This window comes from Streptomyces sp. NPDC023573 (genome assembly GCF_055559735.1).
Window position 1 is genome coordinate 99893 of the sequence record NZ_JBVHKB010000012.1, and the last position, 23830, is coordinate 123722.

14 protein-coding genes and 2 pseudogenes are annotated in these 23830 nt (G+C 69.2%); 10 read left to right on the forward strand and 6 right to left on the reverse strand.

Annotation, left to right across the window (positions count from 1 at the left end; all coding sequences use genetic code 11):
- Positions 1 to 96 precede the first annotated feature (96 nt).
- Positions 97 to 1638 (forward strand): DHA2 family efflux MFS transporter permease subunit, encoded by a 1542-nt coding sequence (locus ACZ32T_RS31215; RefSeq protein ID WP_467370405.1) that lies wholly within the window; start codon positions 97 to 99, stop codon positions 1636 to 1638.
- Positions 1639 to 1733: 95 nt separating this feature from the next.
- On the opposite strand, the pseudogene ACZ32T_RS31220 reads toward ACZ32T_RS31215, so the two are convergent.
- The 3 genes and pseudogenes from ACZ32T_RS31220 to ACZ32T_RS31230 all read right to left on the reverse strand — a co-directional run.
- Positions 1734 to 1920: pseudogene (locus tag ACZ32T_RS31220) on the reverse strand (IS5 family transposase); the annotation flags it as partial.
- Between the two features lie 212 nt (positions 1921 to 2132).
- Entirely contained in the window at positions 2133 to 4991 is a 2859-nt protein-coding gene (locus ACZ32T_RS31225) for a GH32 C-terminal domain-containing protein (protein ID WP_467370407.1), read from the reverse strand.
- Positions 4992 to 5107: 116 nt separating this feature from the next.
- On the reverse strand, positions 5108 to 8041 hold the full coding sequence (locus tag ACZ32T_RS31230; RefSeq protein WP_467370410.1) for a glycoside hydrolase family 32 protein: 2934 nt from the start codon (positions 8039 to 8041) through the stop codon (positions 5108 to 5110).
- 262 nt (positions 8042 to 8303) lie between these two features.
- Here ACZ32T_RS31230 and ACZ32T_RS31235 point away from each other — a divergent pair, with 262 nt between their 5' ends.
- From ACZ32T_RS31235 to ACZ32T_RS31265, 7 genes are all read left to right on the forward strand, one after another.
- Positions 8304 to 9338, forward strand: coding sequence for a LacI family DNA-binding transcriptional regulator (locus ACZ32T_RS31235; RefSeq protein ID WP_467267749.1), 1035 nt, complete (start codon positions 8304 to 8306; stop codon positions 9336 to 9338).
- A 141-nt stretch (positions 9339 to 9479) separates the two neighbouring features.
- A complete protein-coding gene (locus ACZ32T_RS31240) occupies positions 9480 to 10781 on the forward strand; it encodes an ABC transporter substrate-binding protein (RefSeq protein ID WP_467267747.1) in 1302 nt (433 codons plus the stop codon).
- A gap of 63 nt (positions 10782 to 10844) precedes the next feature.
- Positions 10845 to 11780: a carbohydrate ABC transporter permease gene (locus ACZ32T_RS31245; protein ID WP_467370412.1), complete on the forward strand. Its 936-nt coding sequence runs from the start codon at positions 10845 to 10847 to the stop codon at positions 11778 to 11780.
- A gap of 1 nt (position 11781) precedes the next feature.
- Positions 11782 to 12006 (forward strand): hypothetical protein, encoded by a 225-nt coding sequence (locus tag ACZ32T_RS31250; protein ID WP_467370414.1) that lies wholly within the window; start codon positions 11782 to 11784, stop codon positions 12004 to 12006.
- 41 nt (positions 12007 to 12047) lie between these two features.
- Positions 12048 to 12656: a carbohydrate ABC transporter permease gene (locus tag ACZ32T_RS31255; RefSeq protein ID WP_467370416.1), complete on the forward strand. Its 609-nt coding sequence runs from the start codon at positions 12048 to 12050 to the stop codon at positions 12654 to 12656.
- Between the two features lie 81 nt (positions 12657 to 12737).
- On the forward strand, positions 12738 to 14216 hold the full coding sequence (locus ACZ32T_RS31260) for a glycoside hydrolase family 32 protein (protein ID WP_467370418.1): 1479 nt from the start codon (positions 12738 to 12740) through the stop codon (positions 14214 to 14216).
- 185 nt (positions 14217 to 14401) lie between these two features.
- The gene (locus ACZ32T_RS31265) at positions 14402 to 15397 is read left to right on the forward strand and encodes a carbohydrate kinase family protein (RefSeq protein ID WP_467267740.1); all 996 of its coding nucleotides are present in this window, start codon (positions 14402 to 14404) and stop codon (positions 15395 to 15397) included.
- A gap of 609 nt (positions 15398 to 16006) precedes the next feature.
- On the opposite strand, the pseudogene ACZ32T_RS31270 reads toward ACZ32T_RS31265, so the two are convergent.
- From ACZ32T_RS31270 to ACZ32T_RS31280, 3 genes and pseudogenes are all read right to left on the reverse strand, one after another.
- Positions 16007 to 16747: pseudogene (locus tag ACZ32T_RS31270) on the reverse strand (ISAzo13 family transposase); the annotation flags it as partial.
- A gap of 207 nt (positions 16748 to 16954) precedes the next feature.
- Positions 16955 to 18067: a transaldolase gene (tal, locus tag ACZ32T_RS31275; protein WP_467267691.1), complete on the reverse strand. Its 1113-nt coding sequence runs from the start codon at positions 18065 to 18067 to the stop codon at positions 16955 to 16957.
- Positions 18068 to 18327: 260 nt separating this feature from the next.
- Positions 18328 to 20283, reverse strand: coding sequence for a helix-turn-helix domain-containing protein (locus tag ACZ32T_RS31280; RefSeq protein ID WP_467370420.1), 1956 nt, complete (start codon positions 20281 to 20283; stop codon positions 18328 to 18330).
- Positions 20284 to 20535: 252 nt separating this feature from the next.
- On the opposite strand from ACZ32T_RS31280, the gene ACZ32T_RS31285 reads away from it, so the two are divergent.
- A complete protein-coding gene (locus ACZ32T_RS31285; RefSeq protein ID WP_467370422.1) occupies positions 20536 to 21282 on the forward strand; it encodes a methyltransferase domain-containing protein in 747 nt (248 codons plus the stop codon).
- Between the two features lie 90 nt (positions 21283 to 21372).
- Positions 21373 to 23547 (forward strand): aminodeoxychorismate synthase component I, encoded by a 2175-nt coding sequence (gene pabB, locus ACZ32T_RS31290; RefSeq protein ID WP_467370425.1) that lies wholly within the window; start codon positions 21373 to 21375, stop codon positions 23545 to 23547.
- The last annotated feature ends 283 nt before the right edge of the window (positions 23548 to 23830 follow it).

Here is a 23830-nt window from a genome sequence, read left to right on the forward strand (position 1 = left end):
CACCGGCCCGGGCTCGTGAAGCCGGACCCCACCGGCGCACCAACGGCGTGGAACTCGTACGGCCTTTCGCTCACCCAGCAATACGGAAGAGATCACATGTCCCCCGACAAGACGCCGGCGCCGGCCGCCGCAGACGCGCCGCCACCGACCCGTAACGATGACCGACTGGCCTCCGGGGACGTCCTCGTCATCGGAATCCTGATGGTCTCCGCGTTCACCGTCCTGCTGAACGAGATGCTGCTGGGAGTCGCACTCCCCACCCTGATCACCGATCTCGACATCACCCCCACCACGGGGCAGTGGCTCACGACGGGTTATCTGCTGACCCTGGCGATCCTCATCCCGGCCACCGGCTTCCTCCTGCGAAGGTTCACTCTCCGTACGATCTTCCTCGGCTCGCTGTCCCTGTTCGCCCTCGGCACGGCGATCGCCGCCGCCGCCCCGGGGTTCGGCGTGCTGTTCACCGGCCGCATCATCCAGGCGGTCGGCACGGCCGCCCTGATGCCCCTGCTGATGGCCACGACGATGCGCTTGGTGCCCCCGCACCGCCGAGGCCGGACGATGGCGCTGGTCACCGGCCTGACCGCGGTGGCCCCTGCGGTCGGCCCGGCGGTGTCCGGCCTGGTGATCTCCCAGCTCAGCTGGCGGTGGCTGTTCATCCTGGTTCTGCCCGTCGTCCTGGCCGCACTGGCCCTGGGCGCCGCCAAGCTGCGCAACATCACCACTCCGGAACCGGTCAGGCTGGACGTGCTGTCCCTCGTCCTGTCCGCCATCGGGTTCGGCGCCCTCGTCTACGGCCTGTCCACGATCGGCGAGTCCGCCTCCGGCCACGCACCGGTCGCCCCGTACATCCCGATCATCATCGGGCTCCTCGCCCTCGCTGTCTTCGTCCGCCGGCAGACCGTGCTCCAGCGCAGCGACAACGCGTTCCTCGACATGAGGATCTTCCACACCCGCTCGTTCACCGTGCCGCTGCTGGTCATGCTCGTCGTCGCCCTGGTCGGCTTCGGCACCACGATGATCCTGCCCCTGGTCCTCACCAACGTCGCCGGCCTGACGACGCTCCAGATCGGCGTCTTCCTGGTCCCCGGCGGAGCCCTGATCGCCCTCGTCTCAGCCCTCGGCGGACGCGTCTACGACTGCTACGGACCGCGCCCCCTGGCCATTCCCGGATCGGTCATCTGGACAGGCTCCCTGTGGTTCCTCAGCCGAGCGGACGAGAACACCGGTATCCCAGCACTCCTGGCCGCCTACCTCGTCCTGTCGGCCTCCCAGGCCCTGATGTGGGCACCGATGACAACGGCCGCACTGTCCTCCCTGCGCGCCGAGCTCTACCCGCACGGCACCGCGGCGTTCAACACCGCCCAGCAGCTGGCCGGCGGCGCAGGCGGCGCCGTCCTCATCTCGGCCTACACCATCGGCTCCCACGCCAAGGACGCGGGAGCACTGAACCTGGCCCAGTCCGTCTCAGCGGCCCAAGCCGCCTTCACGACGGCAGCGGTCATCGGCTGCCTCGCGATCATCGGCACCCTCTGCGTCCGCAAGACCGCAGCCGCCTCCCAGCCCCCGGCTTCGTACCGGGGCGAAGCTCCCGTCGACGCCGCCGCCGTTCCGACAGTGTCGTCAGCAACGGACTGACCGTCCGCCCGCAGGCACGAGCACGCCATCGAGAAACCGCCCCATGCAGAGGCGGCTGCCGCCACCGGCGGCCTGCGACGTTCGCGGCCAGTCACGCGCTGCCCGGCCGTGAACACGATCGATGGGCTTCTGGCCTTGCTCGACCGCCAGACGCGGCTTGGTGCTGACTCCGCCGCGCGACCTTCCCGGCTCGTGATCACTGGGCTCGGTGAACAGGCCACCTGGTGGCCCTTTCCGCAGGTCGCCCTGTGTGCGGGCCCCGGCCGCATGCTGGTGGGCGCGGCAGGCCTCAGGCTGATGTCGGACATCTCCTTCTGTACCGTCGTTGAGACATCGTCGATGTACGACAGCGGACGGCTGGTCAGGCACGCGCTCCAGTCCGATGCCCGGACCTCTGGAAACACTCTCGGCCCACAGCGGCAAGACTGTGGGCCGAGGAGGAGGTGAGGGCACGGCAGCGGAGTACCACCGTGCCCTCCGTACGTGCGGTCGGGTCAGTCGGTCATGTTGCCCATCTTCCAGACGGTCATGGACTTGATGACGCTGCCGTCACCGAAAAGTCGCAGGCCGAGGGAGTCCTGACGGAAGGGGTAGGCGCGGGTGGTGATGGACTTGTGGGAGTTTGCGTATGCCTCGATCATCGAGCGGTCGAGGAACACGTCGAGGGTCAGGTTGCCCTCCGAGAGCGTGAGCGGCCCCTTGTGGATGCCGAAGTCGGGTTCTGCGCTGGAGTTGTTCCCGGAGCGGGATCGGTCGACGCCCAGCTGTCCTGCGGGTGCGTCGTAGAACAGGCGGGTTCGCTCTTCGTCTCCTGGGCTGCGGAGTACGTCGAGGCCGAAGGTGTCGGCGGTGCCTCGTTCCATGGTCAGCTTGATGTGGAGCATGTTGCCCTTGACGGCTGCCAGGCGTGTGTTGGCGTCGTTGACGGACGTCGGTGCGGTGATGCTCAGCAGCGGTTCGCCGGTGTGCAGGCGGGAGACCTCCTCCACGGGGCGGAAGCCGAGGTCTCCGTCAGGCCGCATGTTCAGTTCGATGGGGAGGCCGGCGTTGTGGGCCCAGCCGGCGTCGTAGTGGGCGCGTTCGGTGCGGCGGTCCTGAGCGATGCTGAAGACGAGGGAGCGTCCCTTGTCGTCGACGGTTCCGCTGGGGCCGGTGAAGTGGTCGCCGTAGTCCATCAGCTTGGGTTCGGTCGTGTCGGGTGTCCACCGGCGGGCGCCGGCGTCCCAGGTGCCGACCCAGTAGTAGACGAACTTGCTGCTGTACTCGCCGGGGCCGGCGGGGAAGGCCGGGTTGATGAGCAGCGCCCGGCGCTGGCGGCCCTGTCCGTCCTTGCCGATGGGCAGGAAGGTGGGGAGTTCCCAGACCTGGCCGGTCTTGGGGTGGGCTGCAACGTCGCCGACCATCAGGGGGCCCGAGTAGGTCCAGTCGGTGAGGTTCTTGGAGGTGTAGAGGAGAGCGGTGCCACCGACGTCGGTGCCCGAGGTGTTCTGGACGCCGGAGCCCATCAGCTGGAACCAGGTGTCCCCCTCCTTCCAGACGAACGGGTCACGGAAGTCGCCGAAGCGGACCTTGCGTCCGGCACCGACGTTGAGATCGGCTGTCTGACTGGTGACCAGGGTGGGGTGCATCTTCCACTCGACCAGGTCGGGGTCGCTGGGGTCGACGGGGCGGGCGAGACCGGTCGCCTGGTTGGGGCGCTGGGCGTCGTTCCCGGCCGTGAACAGCAGGACGGGCACACCGTTCTCGTCGAGGGTCGAGTCGCCGGACCAGACGCCGTCGGGTGCCACGCTGTCGGCGGTGGGGACCAGGGCGTCGGGCAGGTCCTTCCAGTGGACCAGGTCCTCACTGACCGCGTGCCCCCAGCCGATGTTGTGCCAGTAGGGGCCGTGGGAGTTGTGCTGGTAGAAGAGGTGGTACTTGCCGTTGACCTGGATCGGGGCGTGGGGTTCGTTCATCCAGTGGTTGGGGGCGGTGAAGTGGTAGCCGGGACGGTAGCGGTCGCCGTCGTAGCGTGCGCGGTCCATGGCCATGCGAGCCTTGGGGATGCTGCCCCCGCTGAACGTCTGCAGGTCCTTGCTGTGGCTCGCCGTGACGGCTGCGGGGGTGAGCGGGTTGGTGTGGACCTTCACTTCGTCGATCAGACCGTTGAACATGTTGACGGCGAAAGTGCCGTTGATGATGGCGGGCTGGTTGTGGCGTCCGATGATCAGAGGGACGTCGGCCTTGGCGAGCCGGGCGTTGGTGGGGATGGTGGTCTGGGCGACCTGCGTGCCGTTCATGTACAGCCTGACGGCGCCTTCACCCGGTGCGAACACGGCGGCGAGGTGGGCCCACTTCCCGGCGTCCAGGGCCGCGGACTTGGGTACCTTCGTCTCGTACCAGCTGTCGCCGGTGCCGACGCCGAACTCCCACACCCCGTGCCGTCCGACGCCGAGGGAGAAGCCCCGCTTGGCTCCCTTGTCCTGCTGGTTGACGATGGCGGAGGGCTTGCCTTCGTCGCCCCATTCGAAGGCGCGCGGGGCGACCCACCCTTCGATCGTCATGCCGTCGGTGGGAATTTGCGTCTGGGACGCGGCACGCGTCACCCAGGTGGAGTAGCCGTCGAACAGGAGGGCGCCGGAGAGCACGCCCTCCTCTTCGCGTTCGGTGCGCCACAGCGGGGCGCTGTCAGGCTTGTCCACCGCGTCGTTGAAGACGTAGCTGATCGGGTCGGCAGCCTGGCTGATCTTCTCGGTGGTCGTCGTGCCCTGTCCTTCGGAGAAGTCCCAGTGGGCTGCCAGACCTTCCTGCGCGGGGGTGGGCGCCTTGTCGATGCCGACGCGGACGTCGTCGAGGTTGATGTGGCCCCAGCCGCCGGTGGCCTGGTCGACCGCGGTGATGCGCAGTTGCTCGCCGAGGTGGGCGCGGGCGTCCCAGGTGACGCGGCGGTACGCCTCGTCCTCGGTGCCGGTGGCCTTGTGCAGGACGGTGCCGTCCAGGGTGGTGAGAGCGACGTACAGCCGGGATTCGTCGCGGCCGCCGGAGACCAGTGCGCTGACCATGCCGGTGCCGTTCACCGTGAACGGCTCTGAGGTGATGCTTCCGGTGGCGGCGTCGCCTCCGCCGGCGAATCCCCAGAGGTGGTGGGTGCCTGCCTGGTTGAAGCAGCATCCCCACCCCCATCCCGGGTCGTCGGTGACCGCGCCGTTGAAGGCGGCGCCGGTGGCGGTCCAGCCGCTGAGGTCGCCGGTCTCGAAGCCGGGGTTGGACAGGGTGGTCTCACTCGCGCTGGCGGTCCTGGCCATCATGGGTGATGTCAGGCCGAGGCATATCGCGAGGGCGAGCAGCAGGCGCAGCAGAGTGCGGCTGGTCACTGGTATGTGGTGCGCTGGGGAGCGCGTTCGCATGCGAACCTCCGGTGTGCGGGTGGACGGAACGCTGTCCCTCATGTCGCGTGTTTCCAGGGACAGCGCGTTCTGGGGAGGGCTTCTCAGGGGCGTTCGACGGGGACGTTGACGTCGTCGACGTTGATGTGGCCCCAGCCGCCCGAGGCGCGGTCGACGATCTCGATGTAGATCCGGTCGCCGATGTGGGCGGCGAGGTCGAAGACGACGCGGCGGTACTGTTCGGCGCCGCGGCCGGTGGCCTTGGCGAGGACCTTGCCGTCGTCGGCGCGGACGACGGCCGCGTAGAGCTGGTCGGGGTTGTCTCCGCCGGAGACGAGCAGGTCGATCACTCCGTCTCCGCCGAGGATCACGGTGGCCGAGCGCAGTACGCCGGTGGCGTCGTCTCCGCCCGCCTCCGGGTTGAAGCCCCACAGGTGGTGACCGGTCGGGTCGTCGTCGGTCTCGGCCTGGTAGAAGGGGCCGCCCCAGCCCCAGTCAGGGCGGGTGCTGACGTTGGCGTCGCTGAAGGTCGTGCCCGAGACGACGGTCCATCCGGTGAGGTCGCCGGTGGCGAAGTCGTGGTTGGGCAGGGCGTCGACGTCCGTGGGACGAGGCGGGTCGTAAGCAGCGGGGGCGACGGATCTGTCGTAGGCGCCGTTCATGCGCCAGACGTCCAGGGACACCACGAGCGCGGATCCGCCCTCACTGGTCAGGCGCAGGCCGGTGGCGTCCCGGCGGGTGGGGTACAGGCGGCTGGTGAGGCTGTGGCTGCCGTTCACGTACGCCTCGAACATCGAGCGGTCGAGCAGAACCCTCAACCTGAGCTGCCCGCCGTCGAGTTCCACGCTTCCGCCGTGCATGCCCTTGCGCACGTCCGGGTCGAGGCTGGAGCGGCTGCGGTCGATCTGGAAGCGGTGGGTGGCTGTGTCGTAGGACAGCAGGGTTTCCTCGGTGCCGTCGGCGCAGGCCCGGACCGCCAGGGTGACGGTTTGCGCGCCGCGTGGCTCGATGACGGCGCTGATGTCCAGCAGGTCGCCGGAGACACCGGTCAGGCGCCGGTTGGCTTCCTTGACCGAGGTGTTGCGGATGTGGGCGAGCTTCTCGACGCGGAGCTCGGCCGTCTCGGCGATCGGTTCGACGCCCAGGGTGTGGTCCCTGCGCAGCGAGAGGCTCACGGGCATGCCGGCGTTGTGCGCCCAGCCGGACTGGGCGTGCTGCTGTTCGGTGCGGCGGTCCTGGGTGATGCTGAAGACCACGGACCTGCCGTCGGGGGTGACGAAGCCGGAGGGGCCGGTGAAGTGCTCGCCGAGGTCGAACTCGCGGGGCTTTTCGTGGTCGGGCACGAAGCGGTGGCGCCGCTTGTCGAAGGTGCCGATCCAGTAGTAGGTGTGCTTGACGGCGTTCGGGTTGAAGCCTTCCCACCACGGACAGATCAGCAGGATGTGCTTGCCGGTGCGCCGGCCCCGGGGTCCGGGGAGCGGGAGGAGTACGGGCAGTTCCCACACCTCGCCGGGCTCCGGCAGTGTGGCGAGGTCGTTGTGGTGCAGCGGGCCCCGGTAGGTCCACGGGCCTTCGGGCCGACGGGCGGTGTAGAGGAGTGCGGTTCCGCCGTGTTTGTGGGTGACCTGGGTGCCGTCGTAGTCGACGATGCCGCTGCCGACCAGCTGGTACCAGGTGCCGTCCTCTTCCCAGACGAAGGGGTCGCGGAAGTTTTCCGCCCACGCGGTTCCGGGGCCGGCCGGCAGGGCTGCCGGGGCTTCGGTGACCGGCTGGGGTTTCATCGTCCAGGTGGGCAGGTCGGTGTCGCGGTCGGCCTGGTAGGTGGACACGGCGAGTCCGGTGCGCTGGCGGTAGCGGAGCCGGTCGTCGCCGCCGGTGAAGAAGAGCACCGGTCCCCGGTCGCCGTCGACGTAGGCGGAGCCCGACCAGCAGCCGTCCGGGCCGGCGGAGTCCGCGGCCGGGGCGAGGGCGATCGGGAGGTCGCGCCAGTGCACCATGTCGGTGCTGACCGCGTGGCCCCAGTGGATCTGCCCCCAGAAGGGGCCGAGCGGATCATGCTGGTAGAAGATGTGGTATTTGCCCTTGAAGTAGACGGGCGCGTGCGGCTCGCTCATCCAGTGCCAGGGCGGCAGCATGTGGAACTGGGGGCGGTGCCGGTCGCCGTCGAAGCGGGCCCGGTCGTGCGCGAGGTCCGGGCGGGGCACACGGCGGCCGGGCAACGCGGCGATTCTCGCGGCGTGTTCCCGGTGTGCTGCCGCGTCGTCCAGGGTGCCCGGGCGGATGGTGAGGCTGTCCATCAGGCCCATGTACATGTTGGCGTGGAACTCGCCGTTGAGCAGGGTGGGGCGGTTGTGCTTCCCGATGAGAAGGGGTGCCCCGGAAGCCTGCACGGGGGCCTGGCCGGGCGTGGTTTCCGTTCCGATCAGCCGTCCGTCGCGGTAGAGGCGCAGTTGATGGGCCGAGGGGTCATAGGTGGCCGCGACATGGGTCCATCTGTTCTTGGCGGCCGGCCGGTCCGGGGCTCCTTTGGCCTCGACCAGGTGGGTTCCGAATCCGAGCTGGAAGACGATCTGGCCGAAGCGGCGCAGGCCGAGCAGGAATCCGGTTCCGGCTTCCGGGTCGTGCTGGTTGACCAGGGCCTGGGGCTTGCCGTCGATGCCGTGCTCGTAGGCGTAGGGGGCGATCCACACGTCGATGGCCATGCCTCTGGTGAAGTCGAGCTTGCCGGGCCCTTCTGCGGTGATCACGGTGGAGTAGCCGTCGAAGTAGAGCGCCCGGCCGTGTACGCCGCGGCGGCGTACGGGATCGCTGTCGGGTTTGAAGCGGGCGTCGTCGAAGACGTAGCCGACGGGGTTCGTGGATCCGGACACCGCCTCGCGGGCGACGGAACCGGTGCGCTCGTCGAAGTCCCACTGTGCGACGGGGCTTCGCAGGGCGGGCCGTCCGTCGGCAGCGGCGTGGGCGGGAGCGAACGAGAGGGGCAGGGCGGCGCCGCCGACGGTGGCGGTCACGACCCTGAGGGCTGTTCTTCTCCTCATACGGGCTCCTGGAGTGTGCGGCAGTCTGACGCCCTGCCAATACGATTTAGGTGATGGGTCGGCATGGTTCGCGCGGCGGCGCCGCTAAAGCAAGAGCTAACGCACACAGATTTCGTCTTCGTGACCCCCACAGATGCCTAAAACGGCGCAAAAGCGCATCGTTACGCAGGCGAGATGTCCGGGGTGTTGACAGTGCATGACGGGTGGCGCAATCTCGTCACACCTTGCTAATCCGATTTAGCCGAACGGGGCTGATCCTCTGATGTCCGAGCGTCGCGTGACCATGGCCGACGTCGCCCGCAAGGCGGGTGTGTCGCCGACAACCGCTTCGTTCGCCCTGTCCGGCCGGACCGACATGCGTATCTCCGAAGCCTCGCGCGAACGCGTTCTGGAGGCCGCCCGGGAGCTGGGCTACCGCCCGAACGTCACGGCGCGCAGCCTGCGGACGAAGTCCACGCAGACGATCGGGTTCGTCTCGGACCGGATCACCACGACACCGTTCGCGGGCGACGTGATCCGCGGCGCCATGGAAGCCGCCCGGGAGAAGGACCACCTGGTGTTCATCACCGAGGCGGGCGGCGATCGTGTCGCCGAGTCGTCCCTGGTCCATGCTCTGCTGGACCGCCAGGTCGACGCGGTGGTCTACGCCTCCATGTTCACCCGGTACGTGACCCCGCCCAAGGAACTGTTCGGCCGCCGGGTGGTCCTGCTGAACTGCCTCGCCCCCGGCTTCGACGCGCCCTCCGTCGTCCCGGACGAGTTCGAGGCCGGACGCGACGCGGCCCGTGCTCTGCTCGCGGCCGGTCACACCGAGGGAATCTGGGCGATCGGCGGCCACCAGGCCGTTCCCGCCACCCCTGAGGGAATCGTCGCCGGCAACGAGCGCATGCGCGGCCTGGAGGAAATTCTCCGCGAGGGCGGAGCGCGCCTGGAGGGCGTCGTCGAGTGCGACTGGGACACCCTCGACGGCCACCGCGAGGTGTCCGCCCTGCTGGCGGCGGGCCACCGGCCCCGCGCCCTGGTGTGTCTGGCCGACCGGGTGTCCTTCGGCGCCTACCAGGCACTCGGTGAGGCGGGACTGTCGGTGCCCGGCGATGTGTCGGTCATCTCGTTCGACGACCAGGACATCGCCTCCGTGCTGCGCCCGGCGCTCACCACACTGAGGCTGCCGCACTACCGGCTGGGACACCTCGCGATGGAACTGATCCTCCGCCCGGGCCCGCTCGAAGCGGTCGTGCACCGCGTGCCCATGCCGCTGCAGAGCCGTGCCTCGCTCGCCGCACCCGCCGGCGGCTGACCCCGGCACCCAAGACAGTCGTCCCGCCACCCGCACCGATGGTCGGGCGGGTGGCGGGACGACCACCAGGAACAGCGACCGTCGCAACCGGTCGCCAGGGCGGGTCCTGCAAGACCCGCCTCAGTGAGATGGAGGAACCTCATGCTGTTCAGAACACGACGCCTCGCTGCTGCGAGTGTAGCTGTCACAGCGGCGACCGCGCTGGTCGCCGGATGCACCTCAGGAGGCGCAAGCACGTCCGGTGCCAGCGGCGACACGCTGACCCTGTGGACGCACAACGCCGGCAACTCGGTGGAACTCGACGTCGTCAAGAAGATCATCAAGGACTTCAACGGGTCCCAGGACAAGTACGAGGTCAAGCTGCAGGCGTTCCCGCAGAGCGACTACAACAACTCGGTCGTGGCCGCCGCCTCCGCCAAGAAGCTGCCCTGCCTCCTCGACGTCGACGGCCCCAACGTGGCGAACTGGGCATGGGGCGGCTACCTGGACCCGATCGACGTCACCGGCAGCGAAGTGCCCGTGCTCAGCCAGCTGGAAAGCACCGTCGGGCGGTACGACGACAAGCTCTACGCGTTCGGCTTCTACGACGTCTCGCTGGCCTTCTTCGCCCGCAAATCCGTACTGGAAGAACACGGCATCCGTGTGGCCACCATGGACAAGCCCTGGACGAAGGCCGAGTTCGACACCGCACTGGCCAAGCTGAAGAAGAGCGGCAAGTTCGAGTACCCGCTGGAAATGGGCACCGGCGGCACCGGCGAGTGGTGGTCCTACGGCTACTCCCCGCAGCTGCAGAGCTTCGGCGGGGACCTGATCGACCGCGGCGACTACAAGAGCGCCTCGGGCACCCTCGACAGCAAGGCCGCCGTGGACTGGGCCACCTGGTTCCAGTCGCTGGTGACCAAGGACTACATGGCGAAGAAGTCCGGAGCCGACCCCAACAAGGACTTCCTCGCCGGCAAGAGCGCCATCCAGTGGGACGGCAGCTGGAACGCCGCCAAGAACGCCGAGAAGCTCGGCGACGACCTGGCGATCATCCCTCCGGTCGACTTCGGCGAAGGGCCCAAGATCGGCGGCGCCTCCTGGCAGTGGGCGATGAGCTCCACCTGCTCCAACAAAGCCGGCGCGCAGGAGTGGCTCAAGTTCTCCCGCCAGACCAAGTACTTCACCGACTACGCCAAGGCCACCAGCACCATCCCTGCCACCGAGGCCGCCGCAAAGCAGATCGCCGACTACCAGCCGGGCGGCAAGTTCGACGTACTCGTCGAGTTCGCGCGCGAGTACGCGACGGTGCGCCCCGCAACTCCGGCCTACCCCTACATCTCCACCGAATTCGAGAAGGCGGCCAAGGACATCCTGGCTGGCGCCGACCCGCAGAACGCTCTCGGCCAGGCCGCGAAGGACATCGACAGCAACCTGAAGACGAACAACTACTACTCCAACTGACCCGCCCGGCCCGGCTCGGGCGAGACCCTGCCGTCCGAGCCGGACCGACCCTCTGGAGATACCGTGCCCACCAAGACCGCAGCCACCGAGCGGCTGCGGCCGGTCCGGCGAACCCGAACGACCAACGCCCGTCGCCGTGAAAGCCTCACCGCCCTCGGCATGGCCACCCCGGCCGTCGTGCTGCTGATCGTCTTCCTCGTTGTACCGGTCGCTCTGGCGTTCACCCTGGCGTTCACCGACGCCAGACTCGTCTCGCCCACCCCAGCCCGCTTCGTGGGACTGAGGAACTTCACCCTGCTCTTCCAGGACCCGACCTTCTACAAGTCCCTGCGCAACACGGCCTACTTCGCCGCCGTCGTCGTCCCGCTCCAGGCCGGGCTCGCCCTGGTACTGGCCCTGCTCGTCAACGCCAAGGTCCGGGGCATCAACTTCTTCCGCACCGTCTACTTCCTGCCGGTCGTCACCTCGATGGTCGTGGTGTCCCTCCTGTGGACCTTCCTCTACCGGAAGGACGGACTGGTCAACCACGTCCTCTCCGCGCTCACCTTCGGTCACGTCGACGGGCCGGACTGGCTGGGCGACCCGGCAACCGCGATGCCCGCCATCATCCTGATGTCGGTGTGGCAGGGCGTCGGCTTCCACATGATCATCTGGCTGGCCGGGCTGCAGACCATCCCCGCAGAGCTGTACGAAGCCGCCGACCTCGACGGAGCGACCCGCTGGCACCGCTTCCGCCACGTCACCTGGCCTGGACTGCGCGCCACCCGCACGTTCGTGCTCGTCACCATCACGATCGCGGCCTTCAGCCTCTTCACCCAGATCAGGGTGATGACACAGGGCGGCCCCCTCGACTCCACCACCACCGTCGTCTACCAGGCGGTGCACACCGGTTACGACCAGCAGCAGACCGCATACGCGGCGGCCATCTCGCTGATCTTCTTCGTGCTCGTACTGAGCGTGTCCCTCGTGCAGCGCTTCCTGACCCGGGAGAAGGACTGACATGACTGCCTTCCTCAAGCACCTCGGCGGCCACACCGGCCGCATCGCGCTCGCCCTGGTCTTCGCGCTCCCGCTCGTCTTCATGCTCGTCTCGTCGTTCAAGCCGGACGACCAGATTTTCGGCGACCTGGACTCCCTGAGTGCCTTCCCCTGCCCATCGGAGCCCTGTCGCTCGACAACTACACCGCAGTCTTCGAGCGGGTCCCCGCGGCACGGTTCCTGCTGAACTCCGTTCTGATCTCCGCCGGCACGGTGGTGCTCGGCATCGTGATCAACAGCATGGCCGCCTTCGCCCTGTCCCGCATGCGGTGGCCCGGCCGCAAGCTCGTCCTGACCGCCGTCATCGCCACCCTCATAGTGCCGTTCGAGACGTTCGCCCTGCCGCTGGTCTGGTGGGTCAACCAGCTTCCGCTGCTGAGCGTCAACGGCTTCCACCTCCAGTGGAGCACCGGTTGGATGGACACCTACCAGGTGCAGATCCTGCCGTTCGTCGCCAACGCCTTCTCGGTCTTCTTCTTCCACCAGTACTTCCAGAGCATCCCCAAGGAGCTGGACGAGGCAGCCATCGTGGACGGCGCCGGCTGGTTCACCATCTACCGCCGCATCGTCATGCCGCTGTCCGGACCGGCCGTCGCCACCGTCGCGATCCTGACCTTCCTCCCGGCCTGGAACTCTTACTTGTGGCCGCTGATGGTCGTGCAGAGCGAGGAACTGCGGCCGGTGATGGTGGGTATCTCCTACTTCTTCCAGCTGAACGTGGGATGGGGCCAGATCATGGCGTACTCCTCCATGATCACCGTGCCGATCTTGGCGCTCTTCGTCGCGTTCCAGCGCTCCTTCGTCAACAGCATCGCTTCCAGCGGCGTCAAGGGCTGACCCGCACAGCGGCACCACACCGCTCGTCGCCCTCGCCCTCGTGATGCCCCCGTGCTCCGCGCACCCTGAGAAAGGCCCCACGTGCCCACGTCACCTGCCGACCCGCACCTCCCGGCCATCCATCTGCGGCCGCCCCGCAACTGGATCAACGACCCCAACGGGCTGGTCTTCCACGACGGCCACTACCACGTGTTCTTCCAGTACAACCCGCACGGACCACAGCACTCGAACGTGCACTGGGGCCACTTCCGCAGCCCGGACCTGATCAACTGGGAGCCCCTCCCCGTCGCCCTCACCCCCACCCCGGGCGGCTACGACGCCGACGGCTGCTACTCGGGCAACGCCGTCTCCGTCGACGGCAGCATCGTGGCCTTCTACTCCGCCCACCGCAACGACCGCTGGTGGCAGCCCGTCACCACCGCCGAATCGCGCGACGACGGCCGCACCTGGGCCAAGCGCCCGGAACTGCTCATCGCCGACCCGCCCGCCGGAACCACCATGTACCGGGACCCCTACGTCTGGCAGCAGGACGACCGCTGGCGGATGCTCGTCGGCTCCGCCCTCGACGACGGGCGCGCAGCAGCGCTGCTGTACGAGTCCGACGATCTGGACACCTGGGCATACCTCGGCCTCTTCCACACCAGCGACGCCGCGCCCGGCACCGAGCCGATCGGCTGGGAATGCCCCCAGTACGCGACGTTCGGCGACCGGAGCATCCTGATCGTCAGCGACTGGACCCCGCAGAACGGCCCCAGCCACACCACCGTCCACACCGGCCGCGAACAGAACGGCCGCTTCACACCGGCCGCTTCCCCCGTGCCCCTGGACCACGGCCCCGACATCTACGCCCCCGCCCTGCTGAAGGTGCCCGGGGAGAACCGCTGGCTTCTGTGGGGCTGGGCCTGGGAAGCGCGTGACGAGGGCTGGGTGCACGAAGCGGGCTGGGCAGGCGTCCTCACCCTGCCCCGCGAGGTGAGCATCACCACCGACGGCACCGTCGTCCAGCGCCCTGCCCGCGAACTCCTGGCCCTGCGCAGCGCCCGTGTACTGCACCGCACCGGGCACGCCGTACGAACCGAGCCGGCCGAACTCGGACAGGTCGGCCGCACCTTCGACCTCATCGCCTCCCTGGCCCCCGACCCCACCGGCACGAGCGGGCTGCGCCTGGTCACCTCTGCGGACGGCTCCGAGTACCTCGACATCAGCCTTCACCCCGCATCCGGGCAGCTCATCGTCGACCGCACCCACGCCTCACTGGACCAGCGGGCGCGAAAAGGCTCGTACACCGCCCCCTGTCCCGCTGCGACTCGCGGGGGCGCCCCCGTCGAACTGCGCGTGATCGTGGACCGCTCGATCGCGGAGATCCACCTCGGCGACGGACAGGTCCTCACGCTGAGGTTCTATCCCCGCGCCGACGGGCCGTGGCGACTGCAGGCCCGTACAACAGGGGCCGGACGCAGCGACTTCACCGTCGAAGCATGGAACCTGGCCACCGGCGGTGTGCGGCAAGAACCGATCCTGGCAGGCCAGGCGCAGAATTCTGCACTCATGCGTTCCTGATCAGCCGGACGGGCGGTGGCCGCCCCACCGCCCGTCCAAGTGAGCGGCAGGTGCCGTCTGTGCCCATGCAGGCCGCGCACGCCGTCAGCTACATCCCACGCAGCACGTCGCGAGCGCCTCGCCCCGGCTGCGCCCACGGCGCGGGACGGCAGCCCCGCGCCCTCCCTGAGAGGCAGACAGTCACCATGGCCCGATCCGGGTCCCCCGGCAGCATCACCGTTCTCGGCGAGTGCGTCGCCGACATCTTCACAGAGCCCGCCCGGTCCGGTCCCGACGGGCTGGCATTGCGGGCTATGCCGGGTGGCGGCCCCGCCAACACCGCCGTCGCACTCGCCCGGCTCGGCACCCCAACCCGCTTCCTCGGACGCTTCTCCAACGACATCTTCGGAACTCTCTTCCGCGCCCGCCTCAACGCCTCCGGCGTTGACCTGACCGCCAGCGTGAACACCTCCGAACCCAGCACTCTCGCCGTGGCCGACCTCGACGCGACCGGCCAGGCCGCCTACACCTTCTACGCCGACGGTGCCGCCGACTGGCAATGGACCGACCAGGAACTCGCAGAAGTGACGAAGGGCGACGCCGTCTGCCTCCACACAGGCTCCCTCGCCCTGGTCCGACAGCCCGGCGGCAGGCGCATCGAGGACCACCTCTCCCAGGCACGCGAGCAGGCCACCGTGTCCATCGACCCCAACGTCCGCCCCCTGCTCGTACCGCCGTCCCTCTACCGAGAACGCCTGCCCAGCTGGTGCGCCGCCGCCGACATCCTCCGACTGAGCGAAGAGGACTGCGGCATCCTCGCCCCCGGAGCCAGCTTCGAAGAGGCTTGCGACACCTGGCATGCCGCAGGAACACGCCTCATCGTCATCACACTCGGCGGACGCGGAGCACTCGTATCACTGAACGGCAGGCGCGTCACCGTCCCAGCACCACCTGTCGTGATCGTCGACACCGTCGGCGCCGGCGACTCCTTCACCGCAGGTCTCCTCCACCGCCTTGCCGCCCTTGGACATCTCGGCAGCCGGCTTGACGAGCTGACCCTTGAAGACGTCACCGACGCCTGCTCCTTCGCCGCCCACGTCGCAGCCTTGACGTGCTCGGTTTCCGGCGCGAATCCACCCTGGGCAGACGGATCAACGCTGCGATTCGGTGCCCCACCACATCTGCCCCAGATCGGGGGCTGAAGACCTTCAGCCTCGGCGACGGGCCTTTCAGCTGCGCGGTGCACGGAAGCCGTCGCTCCTGGTTCGAAGCCCCAGAAAAGTCCCAGGGAATCCGTCACACCCCGCCTAAACTCGCATTTGTGCAGGTCAGAAGGGGTGTGACGGTGCCATTTTTGCGGGCTTTCAGATGTCCCGGAAGAGACCAGTCGCTCAGCTGACCTGCAGGAACGATCAACCATCAGCCTCTGACCTGGGGAAATGGCCTTTCGATTGTTTCACGCTTGTGCCCTTTGATGCGGCCGAAAGTCCCAGGAAAGTCCCAGAGGGCTCCCAAGGAGACCAGGCGTTCTTTCCAGGTCATGCGGGCTGTGCCGCGCGGCGTCTGCCGGCGTGGCGGCCGCGGCAGCGGGGCGCAGCAGACAGCGGCGGCAGGAAGACCTGCTGCTCCTCGTCGTGGGCGAGGCCATGGCCATAGGGGCGGTGTCGGCGGTGCTCTCCTGGCGGGTGACGAACTGGTGGGTGCTCGTCGTACTGGGAGCGTGCGCTGCGGTGGGCTGGGCCTGGTGGTTCCACCGGTTCCTGCGGCAACAGGCTTGGGAGCGGGTACAGCAACAGCCCTGCGCGACGCGCTGCCGCAGCTGGATGCCCTGCATCGGTGCCGATGCTGACCCAGTCGGTGTTCGCCGCCATGTCGTAGATTCCGTAGGGAATCGCCTTCTCGGCCTGGCCGGGGAAGTCGCGTGTCTTGACCCTCACTAGCTGTCCTGCGGGCTGCCATTCGTGCCCGGCGTTCCTGTAGTCGCCGATCAGCTCCTCCTTCTTGCTGTCCACGCTGATCACCGGGTCACCGGCGTCCCGGTGGTCTCGTGCCTGCTCGTTGAGTTAGCCGAACTGGGCGTCCCTGTCGGGGTGTTGGGACCCCTCGATGGTCTTGGCGTTGGCCTGCAGGCTGAAGCCTTCCTCTCGCAGCAGGCCGGCGACGGTGTCGGCGGAGACTCGATGGCCCTGGCGGGTGAGCTCCGCTGCCAGCTTCCGGGGCGACTTCGTCGTCCAGCGCAGCGGCGGCATCGGGTCGCCCCCCTCGTCGGGCTCGACCAGCGCCAGCAATGCCGGCCGCAGCCCAGAGTCCAGCTCGGCCGCCCTCTTCCGCCCTCCGCCGGGATGGCGCACCCGCCCCAACGGGTCCTGACCGGAGTCCAGCTCAGCCGCCCCACGCGAGACCGTGGCCTCCCGGGCTCCGGCTGCAGCGGCGACGATCCTGATGCCGCCATGCCCCAGCGACAGTGCTTCCGCCCCTATGGCCAGCCGACGCTGACGCTCGTCCAGATGCGGCAACAGCACCTGAAACTTCGCCGCCAGAACGGCCTCGATCCCCTCCGGTCTCCCCGTACCAGACCAACGAGCCCCACAGCTGGAAGCCACGACTTGTTTCCCGGCAAGCCCTTTGGGCGTATGCGTTATGCGCGCCGTGGGCGTTACGGGCGCTGTCTTGGCGTGTGAGGCGCGTTGCGGGCGACTTCTCCGCTGCCCGCGTGCTGCGGCGCCCCGGTAGACGGAGGAGTCGGTGCCGGAGTGGCTTCAGCGTGCGGTGAGGTACTCCTTCACAGCGGCGGCGACGACGTCGAGCAGGTGCTGCCACAACGCGAGGGAGTGGCGGTGTGCGGCGTCCTCGAGCCCGCTCGCGATCTCGGGCAGCGAGATGCCCCACACCGCCAGAGCGCCGAGTTCCCGCTCGTGCTCCTCGCCCGCCACCTCGTGCGGCAGGACGCGGCCGTGGTCGGCGATCGCCCAGAGCAACTGCTCGGAGACGATGCTGATCGTGTCGGGAGCGAACAGGCCGTCCGCATAGTGGGTGTCCCGGTAGCCGGTGTCGTTCACCGCCGTCGCGGCCCACGCGAGCTGCTGGCGCCTGGCTCCCCGCTGGGCGTGCGACTGCCAGGCATCGCCCGCGAAGGTCGCCCGGTGCCGTGCGAGTACCGTCCTGGCTACCGCCAGGGCCGTTCTGCCGCGCAGAGCCAGCGCGCGGTCCGAGCCGACGGCGGTCAGCAGCGGGTCCACCGCGTCGTCGATCGGGCTGACGTGGAACGACGCCACCGAATGGATGCGGGACAGCGGGAGGCCCGCCTCCGCGGCGAGGGAGAGACCAGCGAGATGCGCCTCGGTGACCTGCTGGTACCGCTCGGCCGAGAAGATCGAGGTCGCGTGAACGCTGATGCCCTCGGCCAGGCAGGAGGTGATCGCCCCCAGCCCCGCGTCGGTGGCCGGGATCTTCACCAGGACGTTCGGCCGGTCGACCGTTCGCCACAGCGTGCGGGCCATGTCAAGGGTCGCGTCCGGGTCGTGGCAGACCCGTGGATCAATGTCGGCCGACACCAGCCCTGCGGTGCGGTGCCGCGCCAGGTGGGCCGACAGCAGCACGTCGCAGGTCCACTGGATGTCGCGCACCGCCAGCTCCCGCACGGCCCGGTCGGGATCGCACCCGTGCCAGGCCAGGCTGCGCAGCTGCTCCGCGTAGGAGGGGCCGGTGGCCACCGCATGCTGGAGCAGTTCCAGGTCCGTCGTGGCCCCGGACACCTGCCAGTCGCGGACCAGCGCGGCGAGGGCGTCACTGCCCAGCAGGAAACGGCTGATCCCGTCGAGCCAGAAGGAGACGCCGTCCCTGTTCAGCTGAGCCAGCCGTACCGCCGTCATCGGGTGCGGCCGCGGCGGGCGGGGGAGGTTCGCGCGATGGGCGGTTCGGTAGGAGGTTGCGGCACGGTCACCGTTCGCTCATTGCTCCTTCGGTCGAGCGGTGGAGGGCGAGGTGCCCGGTTCGATTGCAGTCCGACCTTCGTCCACGATGTGGGAGATCGGAAGAGAGTTGCCAATACTTCGTCAAGTAAGCGACGTATCAGGACAGTTCGGCGTAAGCGCTGGTGTGATGGCCCCGTGGCGTGCGCCGCGGGGTCCCGTTATTCTGAGGCCGCCGACCGCGGCCCGGTGCCCAGCGTCGACTCCTGCTGATGACGCAGCACTCCGCGCGCCCGCAGTAGACGCAGTGCGAGCTGCACCTCCACCGCCCGCTCGCCCTTCTGCCAACCGGCGCCGAGCAGGTTCGTGATCCGGTCGAGGCGGCGGGCCACCGTGTTGGCGTGGATGTACAGGGCCTCGGCCGCCCGGGTAGGGCTTTGCCCCAACGCGAAGTACGTCTCCACCGTGGCGATCAGAGTGGTGCCGCGCTCCGCGTCGTGCTCCAGGAGCGGGCCGACGGTCGAAGCGACGAACCCGTCCACGTCCCGGTCGTCGGAGAGCAGCAGCCCGAGAAATCCGAGGTCGCTCATGGACGCGGAGGTGCCCGTCTCGCCCAAGACGGTCAGCGTGTCGAGACTCCGCTGCGCCTCAAGGTGCAGTCTGGAGACTGCGGAGAGCCCGGTGGCGGGACCCGCCGCGCCGACCGTGGCGGGTTCGGCCATCACGCGCGACAGCTCCTCGGAGACGGCGCGGGCGGTGGCCGAGGCGTCGGTGCCGGGCAGCAGCAGCACGATCCGGCCGTCCCGCACTGTCTTAAGCCCGCGGTGCCGGTGGCTGTACGACGACGCCCAGACGACGGCCTTGCCGTGCTCGCCGCCCTCGGGCCTCACCACCACGACCACGTACGGCTCTCCCAGGTCCACCTGGAGCCGCTGGGCGCGGTCGGCGAGCCTGTGCGGCACCCGCAGCGGCACAGCCAGCAGTTCGTCGAGGAACTCGTCACGGACCGGTCCGGCCGCGACCGCCGTGCTGCGCTGGATCACCAACAGCATCGCCACCGCCTGCCCGGTGAAGCGCAGGAACCGCAGGGTGGCGGCGTCCGGTTCGGCAGCCGAGTGCAGTACCACGATGCCCAGGTTCTCGGCCCCGGCGCTGACCGGAGAGGCCCAGACACCGGGGGAGAGGGCGACCGGGCCCCCCGCGGCCTGCGCCTCCAGAACCGCCCCGGCCGTCGTCACCTCGCTCAGCCCGCTCGCCTCGCCCGACGTCGCCAGAATCTGGCCGTAGGCGTCACTCACGGCCAGCTCGGCGTCGAGCGTTCTGGCCGCCGCGGCGGCGAGCTGCGAGAGCTCGCTTCCGTCGAGGACCATCGTGGTGAGCCGGGACTGGGCCTCCCCCAGGTCCGTCAGTCTCGCCACGGTGGCGCGGGACTGCGCGCTCAGGGACTCCAGGGCGGCGACCTGCGTCCGGGCGTGGTCGAGGAGTTCGGCCTTCTCCAGAGCGACCGAGGCGAAGTCGGCGAGCGAGCGCATCACACTGATCTCGTCCGGCGTGAAGTGCCGCACCACCCGGTTCGCCCCGTAGAGCACGCCGATGGTCTGGCCCGCACGCAGGATGGGTACCGCCATGATCGCGGAGAGTCCCTCCGCGCGGACGACCTCGTCGACTTCGGGCCAGTGCGGGATGCGGTCGTCGTTGAGGTAGTCCGTGCTCCAGAACGGTGCGCCCGAGGTGCGGACCAGCTCGCTCAGACCTCGTTGCTTGCGCACCACGAGGCCCGCGTTGAGAGCTGTGGTGTCGCCGTCCGAACTGTGGATGTACGAGTTGTCGTCAGCGTCGCGCAGGCTCACGTAGGCCATGTCGAAGCCGAGCAGTCTGCGGGCCCTGCTGGTGACGACCTTCAGCAGTGTGTCGGGACTGGAGGGGAGCGCCATGTCGTGGACGGTGTCCACGAGCCCGGTCATGAAAGTCTCGCGGCGGCGCAGCTGGCTCACCGACGCCTGGACGTCCAGGGCCAGGTGCGTCGCCCGCTGGAGTTCGGACAACTGGTCCGCCGACAGCCGCTGCTGTTGCTGGGCGTTCTGGAACATCTCGTGGAGCCGGCCCGGTGGGGAGTCCTGCGCCAGCAGTTCCAGAACGGCGAGTGCCGGGACGCCGATGGACTCCTCTCCCTTCACTGTCGCTTCTCCCCCGTAGACCTCCGACCGGCTGGCCGTTTGAACGTATGTGGCCCCACGGGTGAGGTCAAGGGAACGTCGTGCAAGTTCACACAGGACGTGTGCCTACAACATCATCCGGCGGCTGCGCAGTGTTGCGGCACCACCTTATGCGGCCCCACCGACTCGGCGATGATCATCGGAGGGGGCGGCGACGGGCCTCCCCCAGGGGGGCGTCGCACGCGCGACGCGCACTCGGAACACGGGGGCGTCATGTCTGCTGTCAAGCGTGCCATCAAGGACTACGAGCGCTCTCTGGAGCGCAGCAGAGCCTCTCTGCACCACGGAGACAGACCGTCGGCCTTTGCCCTGGCCGGTCGCGAATGGCATCTCCTGGACGGTGTGTTCGCGCCGCCGTTCTCCGCGTCGACCGGAGTTGCCATGGAACTGCTCGGCCTCACCGAGGCATCCCCGGCGACCTGGCGGGGCTCCTTCCTCGAAGTGGGCTCGGGCACTGGCACCATCGCGGTGGCGGCCGCGCTGGCCGGCTGCGACCGGGTCACCGCCCTCGACATCAACGAACAGGCGGTACGCAACACCGCCGCGAACGCGGAACGCCACTTCACGGCGGACCGGGTACGGGCCGTGCAGAGCGACCTGTTCGACGAGCTCGGGCCGAACGACCGCTACGACACCGTGTTCTGGCACTCGAACTTCGTCCTGGCGCCGCCGGAGTACCGCTACGCGACGGACCACGAGCGTGCCTACGTCGACCCTGGCTACCGGACCCACCGGCGCTACCTCGCCGAGTGCCTGTCCTACGTGACGCCCGGCGGACGGGCACTGCTCCACTTCAGCGAGCGGGGAGACCTCTCGATGCTGGAGACGATGGCCGCGGAGTGCGGCCGAGCCCTGCGGGAGGTGGACAGCCGCACGGTGAGTGAGGGCGCGGAGGACATCGGGTACGTGCTGCTGGAGATCACGGACGCCGCGACCCCGCGACGTGGAACGGCGTGCTGAACCGACCGCACGCGCGGGCCCCGCGGGTCCGGCGCACTCACCGACGAGGCCCTGCGAGCGGGCCGCCATCCCCGATGTGAGAGAAATTCCGTGCGGACTCTGCTGATAGACAACTACGACTCCTTCACCTTCAACCTCCATCACCACCTGGCCCGCGTCAACGGAGCCGAGCCCGTGGTGCTGCGGAACGACGACCCCCAGTGGGACCCGGCGATGCTCGCGGAGTTCGACAACGTCGTCCTGTCCCCGGGGCCCGGGCACCCCGGCCGCCCGGCCGACTTCGGCATCTGCCGGGAGGTCGTGGAACGCGGCAGGCTCCCGATCCTCGGTATCTGCCTCGGTCACCAGGGGCTGGCACTGGCGCACGGTGGCACGGTCTCCCGGGCGTCCGAGCCCCGACACGGGCGCCTCTCCACGGTGCGGCACACCGGGACCGACCTGTTCCGAGGACTGCCCGCGTCCTTCGACGTGGTGCGCTACCACTCGCTCGCTGTGACGGACCTGCCGGACGAACTGGAGCCGGTGGCGTGGACGGACGACGGCACCCTGATGGGGCACCGGCACCGGAGCCGCCCGCAGTGGGGGGTGCAGTTCCACCCCGAGTCGATACTCACCCAGTACGGGTACGAACTGCTCGCGAACTTCCGCGACTTGACGGACGAATGGCGATCCGTTCGCGGTACGGGACCGCGGGCGGTGACGCGTCCGGCCGCAGAACCCGGCCGGAGTGCCGTGCCCGCCGCCCTGGCCGACGCGGCGGGTTCGGGCGCCGGGGCCACCGCGCCCGCGCGGAGGGCCGAAGCCGCCGCACCCGTCGCCCGTCGCCTGCGGGTCCTCGCTGACCAGCTGCCGACCCGCTGGGACGACGAAGTCGTCCACCACCGCCTCTTCGGCGCCGCCGAGAACTCCTTCTGGCTGGACAGCAGTCGGCCCGACGCGGAGTCGGGCCGGTTCTCCGTGATGGGCGCGGCCGGCGGACCGCTCGCCCGGGTGGCCAAGGCCGACGTGTGGAGCCGCACGGTCACGGTCGTGTCGGCCGACGGGGTGGAGATCGTTTCGGGCGGGCTCCTCGACTGGCTCGACCATGATCTACACGCCACGCGCACGGAAGTTCCCTCGCTGCCCTTCCAGTTCGCCCTGGGCTGGGTCGGCTATCTCGGGTACGAACTGAAGGCGGAATGTGGTGGCGAGCCCGTGCACCAGGCGGAGGACGCGGACGCCGCCATGGTCTTCGCCGACCGCGCGGTGGTCCTGGACCACCGCACCGGCCTCACCTACCTGCTGGCCCTGGCGGAGGACGACGACGAGACCGCCGCCCGCGACTGGCTGGCCGCCACCGCGACGGAGCTGGAAGCGCTCGCGGGCATAACGGCCGAAGAGCCAGTTCTGCCTGCGGAGCCCCTCGTGGGGATACAGCTGCGCCACAAGCGCGACGACTACCTACGGCTGATCGACGCCTGCCAGGAGGAGATAGCGGCAGGCGAGTCGTACGAGATCTGCCTGACCAACCTGGCAGCGGCGGACCACTCCCTCGATCCCTGGGAGGGCTACCGGGCGCTGCGCCGCTTCAGCCCCGCCCCCTACGCCGCGCTGCTGCGCTTCGGTGCGCTCTCCGTGCTCAGCTCGTCACCCGAGCGGTTTGTACGGCTGAGCGCGGAGAGGGTCGCCGAGTCCAAGCCGATCAAGGGCACCCGACCGCGTGGCATGACCGTGCAGGAGGACGCGGAGATCGTCGACGGCCTGCGCAGGAGCGAGAAGGACCGGGCCGAGAACCTGATGATCGTCGACCTGGTGCGCAATGACCTCGGCTGCCATGCCGAGACCGGCTCCGTCGAGGTCAGCGGGCTCTTCGAGGTGGAGACGTACGCCACCGTCCACCAGCTGGTCAGCACGGTCCGGGCCAGGCTGCGCAGCGACCGCAGCCCAGTCGACCTGGTCCGGGCGGCGTTCCCCGCCGGTTCCATGACGGGTGCGCCGAAGACCCGCACCATGCAGATCATCGACCGGCTGGAGGCCGGACCGCGCGGCGTCTACTCGGGCGCCATCGGCTATTTCTCCCTGTCCGGCGCGGTCGACCTGAGCGTGGCGATCCGCACCGTGGTGGTCACCCCCGGACGCGTCCGGTACGGCGTGGGCGGGGCCGTGGTGGCGCTTTCGGACCCGGAGGCGGAGTTCGAGGAGACGGCCGTCAAGGCGGCACCGCTGCTGAAGCTCACCGGCGCCGATTTCCCCGGCAGGCGTAGCACGGACCCCGTGCGCGGCTGAAGCGCGCGCCCGCCTCCGCCGGCCGGGGCCGGGGCGGGCACGCACCGTCCCGGTGGGCTCTGTGCGCGGCCCGAGCGGGTGTGCGTATCTACCTGCTGGTCGCTCGCCCAGGTGGTCCCAGCACCGTCGCGAGTCGCTCCGGGCGGGTGCAAGCGGCCGACGGCGCGTCCGAGGGGTGGTGGGACCACCACCGGAGGTTGCGGGGAGAGAGCCGCCGCACCTCGTGCGAGGACACCCGACCCGGCCATGCTCGATGACGGCAGAGGGATGACAGCAGCAGAGG